At 52.1% G+C, this 17,899-nt stretch carries 15 protein-coding genes; 5 read left to right on the top strand and 10 right to left on the bottom strand.

The genetic code is table 11. The annotated features are described in order from the left end of the window. Positions 1 to 28: 28 nt before the first annotated feature. A complete protein-coding gene (gene pmbA, locus LX59_RS03855) occupies positions 29 to 1,375 on the bottom strand; it encodes a metalloprotease PmbA (protein WP_144570523.1) in 1,347 nt (448 codons plus the stop codon). Positions 1,376 to 1,472: 97 nt separating this feature from the next. Here pmbA and yjgA point away from each other — a divergent pair, with 97 nt between their 5' ends. Further along, positions 1,473 to 1,994, top strand: coding sequence for a ribosome biogenesis factor YjgA (gene yjgA / locus LX59_RS03850; RefSeq protein WP_144570522.1), 522 nt, complete (start codon positions 1,473 to 1,475; stop codon positions 1,992 to 1,994). Here the strand turns inward: yjgA and tldD are convergent. The 9 genes from tldD to LX59_RS15550 form a co-directional block, all read right to left on the bottom strand. After that, on the bottom strand, positions 1,991 to 3,433 hold the full coding sequence (gene tldD / locus LX59_RS03845; protein WP_144570521.1) for a metalloprotease TldD: 1,443 nt from the start codon (positions 3,431 to 3,433) through the stop codon (positions 1,991 to 1,993). The two genes, yjgA and tldD, sit on opposite strands and share 4 nt — an antisense overlap. A gap of 2 nt (positions 3,434 to 3,435) precedes the next feature. Next, positions 3,436 to 4,284, bottom strand: coding sequence for a carbon-nitrogen hydrolase family protein (locus tag LX59_RS03840; protein WP_144570520.1), 849 nt, complete (start codon positions 4,282 to 4,284; stop codon positions 3,436 to 3,438). A gap of 38 nt (positions 4,285 to 4,322) precedes the next feature. Next, positions 4,323 to 8,153 (bottom strand): YhdP family protein, encoded by a 3,831-nt coding sequence (locus tag LX59_RS03835; RefSeq protein WP_144570519.1) that lies wholly within the window; start codon positions 8,151 to 8,153, stop codon positions 4,323 to 4,325. 49 nt (positions 8,154 to 8,202) lie between these two features. Beyond that, positions 8,203 to 9,657, bottom strand: coding sequence for a ribonuclease G (gene rng / locus LX59_RS03830; RefSeq protein WP_144570518.1), 1,455 nt, complete (start codon positions 9,655 to 9,657; stop codon positions 8,203 to 8,205). A gap of 44 nt (positions 9,658 to 9,701) precedes the next feature. Continuing rightward, positions 9,702 to 10,292: a Maf family protein gene (locus LX59_RS03825; protein ID WP_144570517.1), complete on the bottom strand. Its 591-nt coding sequence runs from the start codon at positions 10,290 to 10,292 to the stop codon at positions 9,702 to 9,704. A gap of 51 nt (positions 10,293 to 10,343) precedes the next feature. Further along, positions 10,344 to 10,835: a rod shape-determining protein MreD gene (gene mreD, locus LX59_RS03820; RefSeq protein ID WP_144570516.1), complete on the bottom strand. Its 492-nt coding sequence runs from the start codon at positions 10,833 to 10,835 to the stop codon at positions 10,344 to 10,346. Further along, a complete protein-coding gene (mreC, locus tag LX59_RS03815; RefSeq protein WP_246118667.1) occupies positions 10,832 to 11,752 on the bottom strand; it encodes a rod shape-determining protein MreC in 921 nt (306 codons plus the stop codon). Before mreC ends, mreD begins: the two co-directional genes overlap by 4 nt. 76 nt (positions 11,753 to 11,828) lie before the next feature. Then, on the bottom strand, positions 11,829 to 12,866 hold the full coding sequence (locus tag LX59_RS03810; protein WP_144570514.1) for a rod shape-determining protein: 1,038 nt from the start codon (positions 12,864 to 12,866) through the stop codon (positions 11,829 to 11,831). A gap of 323 nt (positions 12,867 to 13,189) precedes the next feature. Continuing rightward, positions 13,190 to 13,345, bottom strand: coding sequence for a hypothetical protein (locus LX59_RS15550; protein ID WP_170234329.1), 156 nt, complete (start codon positions 13,343 to 13,345; stop codon positions 13,190 to 13,192). A 400-nt stretch (positions 13,346 to 13,745) separates the two neighbouring features. On the opposite strand from LX59_RS15550, the gene gatC reads away from it, so the two are divergent. The 4 genes from gatC (at position 13,746) to LX59_RS03790 (ending at position 17,859) form a co-directional block, all read left to right on the top strand. After that, positions 13,746 to 14,033 (top strand): Asp-tRNA(Asn)/Glu-tRNA(Gln) amidotransferase subunit GatC, encoded by a 288-nt coding sequence (gene gatC, locus LX59_RS03805; RefSeq protein WP_144570513.1) that lies wholly within the window; start codon positions 13,746 to 13,748, stop codon positions 14,031 to 14,033. An 8-nt stretch (positions 14,034 to 14,041) separates the two neighbouring features. Continuing rightward, positions 14,042 to 15,493 (top strand): Asp-tRNA(Asn)/Glu-tRNA(Gln) amidotransferase subunit GatA, encoded by a 1,452-nt coding sequence (gatA, locus tag LX59_RS03800; RefSeq protein WP_144570512.1) that lies wholly within the window; start codon positions 14,042 to 14,044, stop codon positions 15,491 to 15,493. A gap of 11 nt (positions 15,494 to 15,504) precedes the next feature. Then, positions 15,505 to 16,953, top strand: a complete 1,449-nt coding sequence (gatB, locus tag LX59_RS03795; RefSeq protein WP_144570511.1) for an Asp-tRNA(Asn)/Glu-tRNA(Gln) amidotransferase subunit GatB — start codon at positions 15,505 to 15,507, stop codon at positions 16,951 to 16,953. Between the two features lie 276 nt (positions 16,954 to 17,229). Continuing rightward, positions 17,230 to 17,859, top strand: a complete 630-nt coding sequence (locus tag LX59_RS03790; RefSeq protein WP_144570510.1) for a hypothetical protein — start codon at positions 17,230 to 17,232, stop codon at positions 17,857 to 17,859. The last annotated feature ends 40 nt before the right edge of the window (positions 17,860 to 17,899 follow it).

Here is a 17,899-nt window from a genome sequence, read left to right as displayed (position 1 = left end):
ACCTCCTAACCTCGTTTTAGCAAGGCTTTTACTGTCCCGCCACCATCATCTTTTCAATCAACACCGAGCCGGTTTTTAAATTACCCCGTGTTTCCAAGTCGTTACCAATGGCTTGGATATTTAGGAACATATCGCGCAAGTTACCGGCGATGGTAATTTCTTGTACCGGAAATTGAATCTCTCCCTGCTCGACCCAAAAACCACCGGCCCCCCGCGAGTAGTCCCCTGTTACTAAGTTTAGTCCTTGCCCCATTAACTCTGTGACCAGTAATCCTCGTCCCATACGACGAATAAGATCAGCTTGGCTTTCGTCACCATGAGTCACTTGCACATTGTGTACACCCCCTGAGTTTGCCGTACTGGGCATACCCAATTTGCGCCCTGAGTAAGTACCTAACACATAGGACACTAACCGACCCTGCTCTACAAAAGGCTTAGCGTAGGTCGCCAACCCATCACCATCAAAGGCAGCACTGCCTAGAGCCCCCAAAAGATGGGGATGCTCGTCCAAAGTAAACCAGTCTGGAAAAAGCGATTGACCCAAAGAGCCCTCTAAAAAAGAGGCTTTTCGGTACAGATTGCCTCCTGAAATAGCACTCAACAGATGCCCCAACAGGCCAGCCGCTATATCAGGGGCGAAGAGTACAGGGACTTCACAGGTAGGTATTGGGCGAGCGCCTAAACGACGTACTGCACGCTCAGCCGCCCGCTGACCAATCAATTTAGGATCTAATAAAGCCTCACCACGCCGATTGACATCGTAGTAGTAATCTCGCTGCATCTGGCCTTCTTGCTCAGCAATCATGACGCAACTTAGGCTGTGTCGGGTGCTGGCATAGGCTCCGATAAAACCATGGCTATTGCCGTAAGCTCGACAACCCTGATGGGTACTTAGGCTAGTACCATCCGCATTACGAATCCGCGAATCGGTGTCAAAAGCTGCGGCTTCACAGCTTAATGCCTGCTCAATGGCCTGCTCGGGATTAATGGCCCAGGGATGGAATAAGTCCAAGTCTGGGACATTATTTGCCATTAATTCGGCCTCAGCCAAACCGGCGTAGCTGTCTTCTGACGCATGCCGTGCAATGGCAAGGGCAGCGGCTACGGTTTCCCGGATTGCATCCTCACCGCTAGAGGTGGTACTGGCTGAGCCTTTACGCTGCCCCAAGTACAGAGTAATACCAAAGCCTTGATCACGATTAAACTCTACCGTTTCTACTTCCCGTTGGCGCACCGAGACTGAAAGCCCTTGCTCCATCGAAACCGAAACCTCGCTGGCAGTAGCCCCTTGGCGTTTGGCTTCCTCAATAATCTGCTGCACTTTAGCACGCAGCCCGTCTAAATCGGCTGGGCCTACACCCGCTACTTCAGTCATAACTACTCCCAATCTTGTACAGAGCTCAGGGTACGTCGAGGCGCACGGCTTCTGCGGCTGCTGTTATCATGGGCGGATTCTTTGATGGATCCTTCCCATGTCTGATTCTTTCGATAACGATGCCTTTGGCGAAAAAAGCAAAACCCAAATCAAACGCGAGTTACTGGCGCTACAAGACTTGGGTGAACGTCTTACCACATTCAAAGCTGACCTATTAGACAAACTGCCTCTGTCGCCACCTCTACGCAAGGCTTTGGATGAAGCACCCAAGCACAAAGCCCACATTGCGCGCAAACGCCATATCCAGTACATCGGCAAGCTCATGCGCGATCAAGACATTGAAGCCATTATGGCCTTGATCAATCAGCTTGACTCCTCCAGCCGCGAGTACAACGAACGTTTTCACGCTTTAGAACGCTGGCGTGACCGCTTAATCGCTGAAGGCGATGCCGTGTTTGAAACCTTTGTCACACAGTATCCTGAAACCGAGCGTCAACACTTACGGGGATTGATTCGCCAAGCCCAACATGAAGCCGCCCACAATAAACCTCCGGCGGCCTCACGCAAGGTATTCAAATACATCCGTGAGTTGGATGAGCTTCAGCGTGGTTTGCGCTAACTGCCGGTTCCTCCAACGGTGATGGCATCCAGTTTCAAGGTGGGCTGACCCACGCCCACCGGAACCGATTGGCCATCTTTACCGCAGGTTCCCACGCCGCTGTCTAAAGATAAATCATTACCCAACATAGACACGCGGGTCATCACCTCAGGGCCATTACCGATCAGGGTTGCGCCTTTAACGGGCGCGGTGATTTTCCCGTCCTCAATCAAGTAGGCCTCACTGGTAGAGAACACAAATTTGCCGCTGGTAATGTCCACCTGACCACCACCTAAACTGGCGCAGTAAATCCCCTTTTTCACCGAGGCGATAATTTCCTGCGGATCGGACTCACCGGCCAACATATAGGTATTGGTCATCCGCGGCATGGGCAAGCTGGAATAAGATTCGCGCCGTCCGTTACCCGTAGGTGCCACGCCCATTAGCCGAGCATTCAGCTTGTCTTGCATGTAGCCTTTTAGGATGCCGTTCTCAATCAATACGGTGCATTGAGTGGTCGTCCCCTCATCATCCACGGTCAAAGAACCGCGCCGATCCGCTAAGGTGCCATCGTCCACAATGGTACACAGACTAGAGGCCACCTGCTGTCCCAGCCGTCCGCTATAGGCTGAACTGCCTTTACGGTTAAAATCGCCCTCCAGTCCATGCCCTACGGCCTCGTGCAGCAATACGCCCGACCAACCCGGGCCTAACACCACGGGCATGCTACCGGCCGGAGCAGCTATGGCCTCCAAATTCACCAGAGCCTGACGCACGGCTTCGCGGGCATAGTCCATTGCCCGATCTTGGTCGAGGAAGTAACGATAACCGGTACGACCGCCGCCACCATGACTGCCTCGTTCACGCCGACCGCCTTGCTCCACAATCACACTGACGCTAAAGCGCACCAGCGGGCGGATGTCTGCCGCTAAGCTGCCGTCCATAGCCGCCACCAGTACATGATCCCAAACCCCGGCCAGACTGACGCTCACTTGCTGAATACGCGAGTCAAGAGCGCGGGTGGCCTGATCAATGCGTTGCAACAAGGCGACTTTTTCAGCCCGTGTGAGGTCATCTAAAGGGTTTCCCTGTATATACAAAGGCTGCATAGCCACGGGGCTTTGCACAGCCATATGCCCCTGCTGTCCAGCGCGGGCAATGGAGCGCGCGGCTTGGGCCGCCTGACGTAAAGCCTGTGCGTTCACTGCATTACTGTAGGCAAAGCCGGTCTTTTCACCGGATAGGGCGCGCACGCCAACCCCTTGCTCCCAGTGGAAACTGCCTTCCTTCACAATCCCGTCTTCTAACACCCAAGACTCGCTGACACGGTCTTGAAAGTAGAGATCCGCCGCATCAATACCGGGGGTATGCAGCTCGCTCAACAGGCTAGGTAAGGATTCAATACTCAGGCTGCCTGGCGTCAATAAACGCTCGGCAGCCGGTAACAGCAAATTGGTCATATTCACTCCGGAGTGTCCGCCCCGGCGAGGCGTGGCACGGCAAAACGACTGTGGTTCAAAAGCGGCATACGCTGACGGATGGCTGTTTGCTCAAGGGGATTTCCTTGAGTCAGTAATACCGCTTCGCCCTGTGCATGTTCACAGAGTACCTGTCCCCAAGGATCTACGATAGCGGAATGGCCATAAGTTTGACGACCACCGGGATGCAGCCCTGCTTGTCCCGGAGCCAAGATATAGCATTGGCTATCCAAGGCCCGTGCACAAATTAAGGTATGCCAGTGTGCAGCTCCGGTGACGGCGGTAAAGGCTGAGGGTGCAGTAATCAACTCGGCCCCTGCCTGCCGTAAAGCAAGATACTGTTGTGGAAAGCGCAGGTCGTAGCACACCGTTAGCCCCAATCGACCTAAAGGAGTATCGGCTACAACAATCTGCTGTCCTTGGGTGTAATTGTCGGACTCACGATAGCTCCCTTGGCGATCAGCTACGTCAACATCGAACAGGTGCAGCTTGTCATACCGTGCTACGTGCTGTCCTTGGGCATCGATCAACAACGAGCAGGCACAGGGCTTAGCATCGGGTTGGCCTTCTGGAGGCAAAGGTATAGTCCCTGCTACAATCCAAAGCCCTAAATCCCGAGCTGTTTGGGATAGCCAAGGCAGAATAGGCCCAGCCCCCATAGCCTCTGCACGCCCTAAGGCGCGCAGATCCGGATGCCCCATAGCAGCAAAGTTTTCTGGCAATACCGCCAACTGCGCCCCCTGCTGAGCGGCAGACTCCAGCAAACGATGGGCCATATTCAGATTTTCGCTAATCTGATCCTGACTCACCATTTGGATGACGGCTAAAGACATGCGGACACCTCAAGCGGACAACGGGTAGTAGGACATTCTTAAGAGCGTGGCTTGGTGAAGGGTTTATCAAAGGTAATATCTGGTTCAAGCCAAGGCCCTTTCACACGATACTGCACCGTGGCTAACCGAGAAACTCGATTCCCTAGCAGCTTATCCACGGCCCAAACGGCTCCGCCCACTACGGGTGCTCCCACAATAACGGCGGCTAAGGGTAAATTACCCGTTACCGGCAAAGTAACCATCAAACGGGCATCAATACGCTCATGGGCCAGATCTAAGATTCCGTCTAGCTCAATGTCTGTAGACGGCCCTTTCAGGGTGACAGGTCGACTGGTTCGATATACGCCATTAGTCGCCGTTAGCTGCCCCTTCACTTCATCGTAACTGAGACCCTTACCCACTAAGTCGGTAAAATCTAAGCGCAAACGTCGCCCAATGGCCTCAAAGTTCAACAGACCAAAGACCCGCAATGCTTGGGTATCTAACTCAGCAAACTGTCCTTTTTGCAGATGAGCCCGGAAGAGCCCAGAAAAATTTTTTGCCTCTAAGGCTGCGGGTGAGCCAGGCCAATGACCATCAATATCTACCTGAAAGTGCTCACTACTGGCAGAAGGAGCAAATCCCCAAGCCTTAAGCACATCGGCTAAATTTTTGCCCTGTACTCGCCCTTGATACCAGCTACGCCCTGTATTCCAACCGCCGTTCCCCTCAACCTTTAAGCCTTTAAGGTTGACGGATACGTCATTGAAGTTTACTCCTTGTTCAGTTGGGCGTAATTTTAGCGCCCAACGCCCCAGTGAATCTTGGCCCTGCCAAACCTCTTGAATCTGAATATCTACCGCAGGAATAACTTTAGGGTCGAAATCTGCCAAGGGATCACGAGAGGAGGTCGTTATGACGGGAGCTGTTGTTGCCGGTAAGCGAACATATTGAACATTCAGGTTCAGAGGTTGCCCCTTGGCATCAGGCCGTAGCAACTGTCCTGTAATTTGATCACTGCTCACCCCTAACTGCCAAGCTTGGGTCTGGCGCTTCAGGCTTACCCCTAAATTATCAATATCCATCCCAAAGCCAGTAAATCGCCCGACTTTAACGGTGACGCTATTGAGTAAGACATTCTGATCTGCACCTGATGAGGCCGCATTAGAGGCTTGCATCAGTTGATCAGTCACGCCAAAACGTTTTAACCAACGCTGCCAGTCATCCACATCTAAGGTGGCCAAAGTCCCCTGAACCTGTAACCCAGCCGTAGGAGGTAAGCGCGCTGAGCCTGCGCCCAAACGCAGCTCGCCCCGCCCACGATCCAAACTATCGGGCGGTGCCGCAAAAGACAAAGAAGCTAAATCAGCGTACTGCACCCAATAACGGCGCTCACGTCCATGTAAGGTCATACGCAGACTGGTATCACGACGGCTTCGAGCCGTCTTACCAAAGGGCGCAGGCAAATCCAAGGCCAACCCTTCTAGGGAGGAGTCAATCAGAAGTTGGCTGTCTTGATCGGCTAAGGTCAGCGTTAATTGAAACGGAAACTGCCCGCGTACCGGAAGACTTTGCCCTAACCCCAACCATTTACTCAGCTCTTGGGCAGACACATCGCCCCAAGCCTCAATGCGCCCGATAGGATCACCGGCATGTCCTGCCTCAATCAAGCGAGCATTGACGCGCCCTCCCAGAACTTTTGCCTCCATCGCAGAAGCACTCACGCCCTTATTGCTGTCGTAGCGGAATTTTCCAGAGAGCTGTTCTAGGCGTAAGTTGGGCTGCGCCATGACCAAGGTAGCGCCTTGGGTTGAAAAGTCCACTACCACCCAAGGCTCTGCTTGGCCTGTTAAAGGAATATCCAAGTCTAATTGGGCATCTAACAATCCATCGCCCTGCCAGGTATTAAAGATGTCCTCAGCCTCTAAAGGGGCGGCGCGCAAAATACTTAAGGCATCTGCCACGCGACCCTGTACTTGACCTTTAATGATCAAATGGATGGGCTGATCGGAGGTCTGAGCGATCCAAGCCGTAGCATCTCGCACCTTGCTGTTGAGTATGCGCCCTTCGGGTAAACGCACGAAGGTTCCCTTATCCTCCACAAAAACCTCGCCGCGCCCCGCCTGCAAGCGTGGCCACCCTTTCTGATAGTCCAAGTCAATTTCGGAGAGGTCAAAGTAAAGGCTTAGGGTATGAGCAATATCGGGACTATCGCTGTTTAGAGAGCCTTGATATTGAAAGTAGCCTTGATGGATACGCCCACCCTTGATGGCAGTATTTAACCAATCCACCAAATCTTTAGATAAAGCAGGCGACTGGGTGGGTAAATAACGCCCGGCAAAACGGCTATCCCCATCATGCATCCCTACGCGCAAATCCATATAGCTTTCTGCTTTAGGATCATCGTAGAGGCGAATGAGGAAATCACCCGCAATCTTACCCTCCTCACCCTCTAGCTGAATTAGGGGCGCAATCAAGGTTACGGCTTGATCATCAATCTTCCATTCTAAGCGCCCTTTAGCTTGTCGATAATGCCAAGCCTGTGGAAAGAGTTCACTAAGGTGCAGACTAAATTCTGGGCTATCAAAACTCAGGGCTCCTTGTGCGGCATCCCCACGAATACTGCCAGACACATTTCCAGCCGCTGGTATCCAACCGTGGTGGGAAAAGCTCACTCGCTCCAAATTCGCTGCGTACTGTAGGTGTTTAGCTTCGGGCTGAGAGGGATCCACCAACAGATTCAGGTGACGCACTAAACCCTTGGGATGCAGATCCTTGAGTAACTGCTGCTGATCTACAGACAGCGGTACTAGCTGCTCCAGCAAACCGGCTAAGGCATTCACCTCCAAGGTATCAAGCTGAACACGCCATCCTTGCTGTCCTGAACCCACAGGAAATGACTCAGCGCCCAGTTGCATCGGTTTCCAAACCTGAGTGCCTTGAGTCAATCGCAACTGATCCAGCAAAATTTGATTTTGTTGACCCTCTGTCTGCTTCCAGTGCAGGGTTGTGCTCACATTCTTAAATACAGTGGTAGCCCCCTCAGCATAACTCACGGCTATGGAGGGAGCCTGCACACGCAAAGCTGCCTGCATCTGCTGTTGTAGCTGTCCCTCAACCCAAAGCTCGGCTCCAGCTTGTATATGCTGCAACTTCCAAGCGCCGGTCAAGCGCTTAGGTATCCAAGAAGCCCAATCGTAACTAGGCAGCTTGAGATAAGCTTTTAAACGCGCCTGTGGCCAAGTATCTGGCGTAGTATGCAAAGTGACGTTTAAAGATAGAGGTTGGCCTACGGCTACCAGGCCTGTGGCTTGAAGCTGCCACCCTTCCTGCCCAGGCTCAGCCATCAGGCTAAGCTCCATCTGATCCAGAACACGCTCAGGCTCCCCAAAAGCTTGGAGGCTCAGTTGGCTGTCTCGCAGGCTGATGCTAGGAAGGTGTTGGAGTATGCGTAGCACATCCGCCACAGGTGTGGGTGGTGCATCCCGTGACATGCCTTGGACGTACCAAGCACCCTGCTCATCCTCTTGCAATCCCAGCTTTAACTTACTGAAGTTTACTTGTCCAAGTAGCAGTTTCCGCGCCTTGAGGCTAGCGATGATGTCTAAAGTAGCCTCTACCTCTCCCAAGCGCAGCTCTTGGCCTTCAGTGCCAAGGCGTACCTCTTGAGCGACCAAACGCGGTAAAAAACCAACCCAAGAACCTTCCAACTGTCCAATATAAACAGGTACGCCTAAGACCGACTGCACCTGTACTGCAATGTCTTCACGGTACTCAGCAATAATAGGAAATAGCTGCCGCCCTAAACTGATCAGCAACGCCAGCACAATCAATACAATAGACAGAGCCCACAGCACACCGCGCGGCAGTCCTCTGGAGTAATTCATCATCCGCACGGGCTCCGATACAGTCCGGGGCTATCTTTATGTTCTGCCACGCTCAGAGCAGTACCACGTCATATTGTTCCTGAGAATAGTTAATTTCTACCTGAAAGCGGATAGGACGACCAATAAAACTCTCCAAATCAGCGACATTCCCCGACTCTTCGTCCAATAAACGATCCACGACTTTCTGATTCGCCAACACTAAATATCCTTCGGCCTGATAGGCTCGCGCTTCACGCAAAATCTCCCGAAATATTTCGTAGCAGACAGTTTCCGGGGTTTTCAGCTTACCGCGCCCCTGGCAACTAGGGCAGGACTCACACAGGATTTGCTCAAGGCTCTCCCGAGTTCGCTTGCGGGTCATTTGCACCAAGCCTAACTCGGTAATTCCGATGATGTTGGTTTTGGCATGGTCTCGTTCTAGTTGCTTTTCTAAGGTGCGCAATACTTGGCGGCGATGTTCCTCATCCTGCATGTCAATAAAATCAATGATGATAATGCCGCCAATGTTACGTAATCGTAGTTGTCGAGCGATGGCTGTAGCAGCTTCTAAGTTGGTCTTGAAGATGGTTTCTTCCAGCGTACGATGCCCAACAAAAGCTCCAGTGTTCACATCAATGGTGGTCATCGCCTCGGCAGGATCGAGAATGAGGTAGCCGCCTGATTTAAGCGCTACCTTGCGCTCTAAAGCTTTTTGAATTTCATCCTCTACACCATACAGATCAAATACAGGACGCTCACCCGGATAATGTTCCAGATGATCAATCAACTCCGGCATTAACTCAGATACAAACTGGCTGGCCCGCACAAAGCTTTCTCGCGAATCAATGCGTATTTTTTCAGTACGCAGCGATACCAGATCGCGTAGGGTGCGTAAGGCCAGCACTAAATCTTCGTAAATGACGGAAGGAGCCGGAGCCGTATTCATTTGCCCCGCAATTTGCTCCCATAAACGGCTGAGATAACGTACATCGGCTAAAATCTCTTCCGCGCGCACCCCTTCCGCTGCCGTGCGTAAGATGAAACCTCCCGTTACGATACCTTCCACACTCATGGCATTGGCCACAATTTGCTTAAGGCGCTCGCGCTCCTCTTCATCTTCAATCTTGAGTGAGATCCCAACATGGCTGGTATTGGGCATATACACCAAATAACGTGAAGGAATAGATAAATGGGTGGTTAAACGTGCGCCTTTTTTGGCGATGGGGTCTTTAGTAACCTGCACCACAAGGGCTTGTCCTTCATGTACCAGCGCACTAATCGGTTCAACCGCAGCCCCTTCACGGGTTGAAATTTCTGAGGCGTGGATAAAGGCCGCTCGATCCAAACCGATATCCACAAAGGCAGCCTGCATACCCGGTAATACGCGTACCACCTTACCTTTATAAATATTGCCAACAATGCCGCGCTTTTGAGTTCGCTCAACGTACAACTCTTGCAGTACGCCGTTTTCCACCAAGGCAACCCGTGATTCCATTGGAGTAATATTAATTAGGATTTCTTCACTCATTGCCCAATCTCAACGCTTATTCTGTTTATAAAGCCAATGCCACATCAGTAGGTTGCTTTTTCCCAACAGGGAATACCGAGGCTATTGAGTAATTGGGCTGTTTCACACAGGGGTAATCCCACTACCGCAGAATAACTGCCTTGAATATGCTGCACGAAGACCGCACCCAATCCTTGTATACCATAAGCACCCGCTTTATCACGGGGCTCGCCTGTATTCCAATACGCCATAATTTCCGCCTCGGATAGACGGCGAAAGGTGACTTCTGTAGCAACCCACTGCGACAAACACTGCTGCTGACTGCTCAGGGCAATCGCCGTTAATACCCGATGTGTCCGCCCTGATAAGGCGCGCAACATATCAAGGCCGTGCTCTCGATCATTAGGCTTACCTAAAATCTGCCCCTCTAATACTACGGTGGTATCCGCACCAAGAGCGTAAGGCATAAGCTCAGTCAACATCGGCTGAGCGGCTTGAGCTTTCGCCCGGGCTAAACGCTCCACATAAACCTCTGGCGGCTCTCCCGGCTTAACCGACTCATCAACAGAAACGGCCAGCGGCTGAAACTCCACTCCGATTTGCCGCAGCAACTCAGCACGACGTGGCGAGGTTGATGCAAGATACAGCCCTAGCATAAATACTTCCCTAATGAGCCTCACCCATTGCAGGATCAGCCCGGTTATCAATCAGGTAACTCGCCCGTAAATACGCACGCCTCGTAAGATGGCAAACAGCCATGGCCAAAGCAAGGCGCTAACCAGCACAGGCAATAAATAAATCAAGATCGGGGGTGGATGATTCCCAGCTAATACGTACAACCAAAGCTGCACCAACTGAGCTAAACCTAAAACAACCAGCAACACCAAACACTGCTGCCAAATCGGAAATACCCGGAGCCGTTGCTGTAATAGTTGCACTAAGAAACTCACCAATACCAGCACTAAAGCATTCTGCCCAAGCACACTTCCTTGCAATACGTCCAACGCTAATCCACACAACCAGGCACTGGTCATGCCAACGCGATGGGGTAAATAGAGCGTCCAATAACTCAGCAATAGAGCCAGCCACAAAGGTCGTCCTAGCTCTAAAAACGCGGGCATAGGAATAACACTTAGGATCAATCCCAAAAATAAAGACAGCCAAATCAGCTCGGTATTACTTCTTTTATGTATTGTCATTCCACGGGCTTCCGCCGAGGTTCGGTTTTTTTCTCAGTGGAGGGCTTAACCTCTGTAACGGGTGCCGCCGTTTGCTGATGATCTACATGCTTTTGTGCTAAAGCAGAATCCGTTGCGCGCTCTTCTGGCGTTCTGCGATCAGAAAAGACCAGTAATAGGTAGCGACTACGGTTTAAAGCAGCCGTTGGTATAGCACGTACCACCGCAAAAGGCTGCCCTGTATCGCGAATGACTTCTGTCACTGTAGCCACGGGATAACCCGCCGGAAAACGCTGGCCTAATCCAGAGCTCACCAGTAAATCACCCTCTCGGATGTCGGCGGTATCAGCCACATAGCGCAGCTCTAAACGGTCGGGATAACCTGTACCGCTGGCAATAGCCCGCAAACCGTTCCGATTGACCTGCACGGGAATACTGTGGGTTGTATCCGTCAGCAACAGTACACGAGCGGTATAGGGCATCACCTCAACCACCTGCCCCATTAAACCCCGTGCATCCAATACCGGCTGCCCGAGAAAAACACCGTCTTGCTCACCTTTGTCGATCACTAGGCGGTGCGTGTAAGGATTGGGATCAACGCCGATTAACTCAGCGACTAATACCTTGTCATCCACTAAGGCCGCAGAGTTCAAGAGTTCGCGTAGGCGCACATTTTGCTCGGTCAAGGCAGCGAGTTTCTGCAAACGGCGTTGCAGCAACAGCATTTCAGCTTTGAGCTTTTCATTTTCCGCCAGCAACTCGCTGCGACTACTAAATTGCTCAGTAGCCGCATCCCAAGCGCGCCCCGGTACTCCGGCCAACCAGTACAGAGGCGCTACAATTAAACTCATTTGGGCCCGTAAAGGCTTTAGCGTATCAAGGCGAGCATCCGTGACCATCAAACTGATTGACAGTCCCGTAAAAACTAAAAGACGCACCCCCAAAGAAGGCCCTTTGGCAAATAGCAGTTTGATGGTGGTCTCTCCATACCGGCAGGTTGCACAGGCTCAGGTTTTATTCAGTAGAGAGTAAGTCCATCGCATGGCCGTCCATCATCTCAAGGGCACGACCACCGCCCCGCGCTACGCAGGTCAGAGGATTTTCAGCCACGATAACGGGTAAACCGGTTTCTTGGGATAACAGCTTATCAATATCCCGCAGTAAAGCCCCACCGCCGGTCAGCACCAAGCCCCGCTCCGCAATATCCGATGCCAGTTCAGGCGGTGATTGCTCTAAGGCACTGTGTACCGCCTGTACGATGCTGGCTAAGGATTCCTGTAAAGCCTCCAACACTTCAGCAGAGTTCAGGGTAAAGCTGCGCGGAACGCCCTCCGCCAAGTTACGGCCCCGCACGTCTATTTCGCGCAGTTCTTCACTGGGATAAGCGGTACCAATTTCGTGCTTGATACGCTCGGCGGTGGCCTCACCGATCAAGCTGCCGTAGTTACGGCGTACATAGGTGACGATAGCCTCATCGAAACGATCACCACCCACGCGCACGGACTCGGCATATACCACGCCGTTCAGGGAAATCAGGGCAATCTCGGTAGTACCACCGCCGATGTCCACCACCATGGAACCGCGAGCCTCTTCAACCGGAAGACCTGCACCAATAGCCGCAGCCATGGGCTCTTCGATCAAAAAGACTTCACGGGCACCAGCGCCTAAAGCAGACTCACGGATCGCACGGCGCTCCACCTGAGTGGATTTGCAGGGAACACAGATCAGCACCCGAGGGCTAGGCTGTAAGAAGCTGTTCTCGTGCACCTTATTAATGAAGTATTGCAACATTTTTTCGCAGACACTGAAGTCAGCGATCACACCGTCCTTCATCGGGCGGATGGCATTGATGTTACTGGGGGTTTTTCCCAGCATCCGTTTAGCCTCAGTACCTACCGCAACCACCGTTTTCTGGTTGCCGTGGGTTCGAATGGCAACCACTGAAGGCTCATCCAGAACGATGCCCCGATCACGGACATATATAAGGGTATTGGCCGTCCCCAGATCAATGGATAAATCACTGGAAAACATGCCACGCAGTTTTTTGAACATGAAAAAGGCCTGAGGCAAAAGCGTAGAAAAATTGCGGGAAACTCTAACAACGGCACTGCCATTGGGCAAGGTACATTCACTAGAGTATAGGGCTAGCTAAAGGGTATCAATGCTATCTCTTTTAGCGCGAGTAACCAAACACTCAACACAGATAAATAGCAACGACTCACTACAGAATAACTCAGCCTAGCTTAGTGGGACTCACTAAACAGCCCTGAGTTCAACATGCGGAGCAAAACAGCAGAAGGGACGAATTAGATACGAGCATTTCACACAATTGGGGGATACCTGCCTCGCACCCGTCGCACGAGGCTTCCCCGGTTTTACAGCGCCGCTAAAGTACGCTCTTTAGTCGCTTTTTCAGTCAACTGGGCAGAGTGTTGGGCGGCATCGTAATCGTGGTCGAAATACCACAGAGAGCAACCGTGTAAAGAAGCGGCCAAAACTACTAAGGTCAACAAGCGAGCGCTGCGTTTCATAAACATCTCCATACCATCTAACTTAAAACGTCAATGTGAAATTGTTAAGTCAAGTAATCTTGATCAATCAAATTCAAGCTTTTTACTCATAAAGCGCAACAGAACAAACGTCGAAGCAGCTTCAGTTGAGTAATACCTGCTTCAATATTGCTAAAGCCTGTCTTAACTCTTGATATAGATCAAGCAATGACAATGCCAATTTGTTTAGAGACCTCTTAAATTCCTTACAAATACCGAACGAGCGCCCTATACAGCCCACACAGCGCTTTTGCCTCACTCAATTGGCTGTCTAAAGATCACTTAAGCCTGCACAGACTTTGAGCTTTTCCCCCATAATCACGCACAATAAAGTAGCAGCTTATTTTCGTTCCTATTCCACGCCCCTACGGAGAGCATTTTCATGGCGCTTGAACGCTCCGAAGTGGAGAAGATCGCCCATCTGGCCCGCTTGGGTCTGGATGAGGCTGAACTGCCCCACACTACCGCCACCCTGAATTCCATTTTGGGTCTGATCGATCAGATGCAGGCCGTGAATACCGACGGCATTGAGCCCTTGGCCCATCCGCTGGAAGCCGTACAACGTTTACGCGCCGATGCCGTAACGGAAACCAATCAGCGCGCCGCCTATCAAGCTATTGCTCCAGCAGTGGAAAACGGCCTCTATTTGGTGCCCAAGGTGATTGAGTAAGAATGAGCATGCACAACCTGACTCTGAGCGACATCGCCCGCGCCCTTGCGGAAAAAACCTTTTCTGCTGAAGAGCTGACCCGCAGCCTGCTGGGTCGCATTCAGCAACTCGACCCACAGCTGAATAGCTTTATCACCGTTACTGAAGCGCAAGCACTGGCCCAAGCCAAAGCCGCCGATGCGCGCCGTGCTGCCGGTGAAACTGGGGCGCTTTTAGGCGCACCCATCGCCCACAAAGATTTGTTCTGCACCCAGGGTGTGCGCACTTCTTGCGCCTCTAAGATGCTGGATAACTTCATCGCGCCCTATAACGCCACCGTGGTAGAAAAACTGGCCGCTGTGGGCTGTGTGAGCCTCGGCAAACTGAACATGGACGAGTTCGCCATGGGCTCGGCCAACGAATCCAGCCACTACGGCCCAGTGAAAAACCCTTGGGATTTAACCCGCGTTCCCGGTGGTTCCTCCGGTGGCTCAGCCGCCGCCATTGCCGCACGCTTAATTCCGGCCGCAACGGGCAGTGATACTGGCGGCTCTATTCGCCAACCGGCGGCTCTGACCAACCTGACTGGCCTCAAGCCCACCTATGGCCGCGTCTCGCGTTGGGGCATGATTGCCTACGCCTCCAGTCTTGACCAAGGTGGCCCACTGGCGCGCACCGCCGAAGACTGTGCCCTGTTATTGGGCAGCATGGCGGGATTCGATCCCAAAGACTCCACCAGCGTCGATCAGCCCGTCGATGATTATCTGGCCAGCCTGAATCAGCCACTCAGCGGTTTGCGCGTCGGTCTGCCCAAAGAGTACTTCGGGGCCGGACTGGACAGCCGCATCGGTGCTGCCATCTTGGCCGTCGTAGAAGAGTTGAAAAAACTCGGTGCGACCGTCAAAGACATCAGCCTGCCCAATCTGCAACACGCCATTCCCGCTTACTATGTGATCGCCCCCGCCGAGGCCAGCTCCAACCTGTCGCGCTTTGATGGTGTGCGTTATGGCCACCGTTGCGACAGCCCTGTGAACCTTGAAGACCTGTACAAGCGCTCGCGGGCGGAAGGTTTTGGTGCGGAAGTTAAACGCCGAATTATGGTCGGCACCTATGCCCTGTCGGCAGGCTACTACGATGCCTACTACATCAAGGCGCAGAAAATCCGCCGCCTGATCAAAAATGACTTCGTCAGCGCCTTCAACGAAGTGGACGTCATCCTCGGCCCGACCACGCCAAACCCCGCGTGGAAACTGGGCGAGAAAAGCAGCGATCCGGTCGCGGCCTATTTGGAAGACATCTACACCATCACCGCCAACTTGGCTGGCATTCCGGGCCTGTCCATGCCTGCGGGCTTTGTCGATGGCTTGCCGGTCGGTGTGCAATTGTTGGCACCCTACTTCCAAGAAGGTCGCCTGCTCAACGTTGCCCACCAATACCAGCAGGTGACTGACTGGCACACCCAAGCCCCGAGCGGATTCTGAGGAATACACAGATGCAATGGGAAACCGTGATCGGGCTGGAAATCCATGCCCAACTCAGCACCCAGTCGAAGATTTTTTCCGGCAGTGCCACCACCTTTGGTGCTGAACCCAACACCCAAGCCAGCTTGGTCGATTTGGCCATGCCCGGCACCCTGCCGGTGCTGAACCAAGAAGCCGTGCGCATGGCGGTGAAGTTCGGTCTGGCCATTGAGGCCGAAATTGGCCGCACCAACGTCTTCGCGCGCAAAAACTACTTCTACCCCGACCTGCCCAAAGGCTACCAAACCAGCCAGATGGATCATCCAGTGGTGGGCAAAGGCCATCTGGACATCAGCCTCGAAGACGGCACCATCAAGCGCGTTGGCATCACCCGCGCCCACTTGGAAGAGGATGCAGGCAAAAGTCTGCACGAAGACTTCCACGGCATGTCCGGTATCGACCTCAACCGTGCCGGAACGCCGCTGCTGGAAATCGTCTCCGAGCCCGACATGCGCAGCGCCAAAGAAGCCGTGGCTTATGTGAAAGCCATTCACGCTCTGGTGCGTTATTTGGGCATTTGCGACGGCAACATGGCCGAAGGCTCGCTGCGCTGCGACTGCAACGTTTCGGTGCGCCCTAAAGGCCAAGAGGCTTTCGGTACGCGGGCGGAGATTAAGAACGTTAACTCCTTCCGTTTCATCGAAAAGGCCATCAACCACGAGATTCAGCGCCAAATCGACCTGATCGAAGACGGCGGCAAAGTGGTGCAGGAAACCCGCCTCTACGATCCGAGCAAGGACGAAACCCGCTCCATGCGCGGTAAAGAGGAAGCCAACGACTACCGTTACTTCCCCTGCCCCGATCTGCTGCCAGTGCGTTTAGAGGAAGATTTCCTCGACGCCGTGCGTCAAAGCTTGCCCGAGCTACCAACGCAAAAACGCGACCGTTTCCAAAGCCAGTTTGGTTTGTCCGTTTACGATGCCAGCGTGCTTTCTGCCAGCCGGGAAATGGCCGAATACTTCGAGCAAGTACAGCAAGCCTGTGGCGATGCCAAATTGGCCGCCAACTGGGTGATGGGCGAGCTGTCTAGCCTGCTAAACAAGGATGGGCTGGAGATCGAGCAATCCCTCGTTTCTGCTGAGCAACTGGGCGGCCTGATTCTGCGCATCAAGGACAACACCATCTCCGGCAAGATCGCCAAGACCGTGTTTGAAGCGTTGGCCGCCGGCAAAGGCGCCACCGCTGATGAGGTGATTGAGAAGGAAGGCTTGAAGCAAGTCACCGACTCGGGCGCCATTGAGTCCATGCTGGACGAAGTACTGGCTGCCAATGCCGCGCAAGTGGAGCAGTACCGTGCCAGCGACGAAGCCAAGCGGGCCAAGATGTTCGGCTTCTTCGTCGGCCAAGCCATGAAAGCCTCTAAAGGCAAGGCCAACCCCGGCCAAGTCAACGAGCTGCTGAAGCAAAAGCTGGAAGGTTAAGATTAAGGGCGGCCCATTCATCAAACAATCAGTCAATGGCTGAGCCGCCCTTAACCCCTTTACTATAACCCTGTAGGTTGCACACATAACTCGGCAACTACTCCAGCTCAACCCTATCTAATACTGTCAAACCAATAAAAATAAACATTAAGCAGCTGAGAAAATTTATTTATCAGCATTTTATATATTTTTAATTTCACACTAACTCTTCAGGAGGCATCAAACACTCAACCAATTACACCAATGCACTAACTCAATAACTGGAATTAAACTATTATGCTGTCGAAACCTAAATCAATTATAACTAAAGCCATAAGCGAGTTTATAACTCTAGCTTTATTGGTAACCTTTGTACCTGCCGCTGTTTTATTTGATATGTTGAATTTAAAAACGGTAGGAGAATTATCAGTAACTCAAGTCAGTCAAACCCTACTACTCTTCGCTAGCTCCTTTATTTTCTGGCTTCACGCCTGGAAATTCCCAGAATATCGAGGGTTTTGCGTGCTAGTCGCTGGCTTTTTCAGCTGTATGCTGATTCGCGAGCAGGATGGCTTATTTGACTATGTGTATCACGGCTTTTGGTTCTGGCCGGCAATGCTTTTATCCACGGTTTGTATCTTATATGCCAGTACCTTGGGTAAAAAATCCGTATTAAGACCTATGGCTTATTTTATTGATACCAAGGCTTACTACCATATTATTTTTGGAGTACTCATCGTTTTAGTATTCAGCCGTATTTTCGGAAGTGGCCGTATGATCTGGAAGCATATTATGATCGCTGAATACTCTTACGACTATAAAGCAGCCTTACAAGAAGGCTTGGAGTTACTGGGTTATATTTTTATTGCCTACGGCTCTTATATATTTCATCGCCAAAAAGCTCATACCGAATTGAGCAATCAATAACATTTTTAGACTAACGATTTAAATTGAACCTTTCAGTTCG

Source organism: Azomonas agilis (assembly GCF_007830255.1).
Taxonomy (GTDB): domain Bacteria; phylum Pseudomonadota; class Gammaproteobacteria; order Pseudomonadales; family Pseudomonadaceae; genus Azomonas; species Azomonas agilis.
This window is presented reverse-complemented; position numbering and strand designations above follow the sequence as displayed.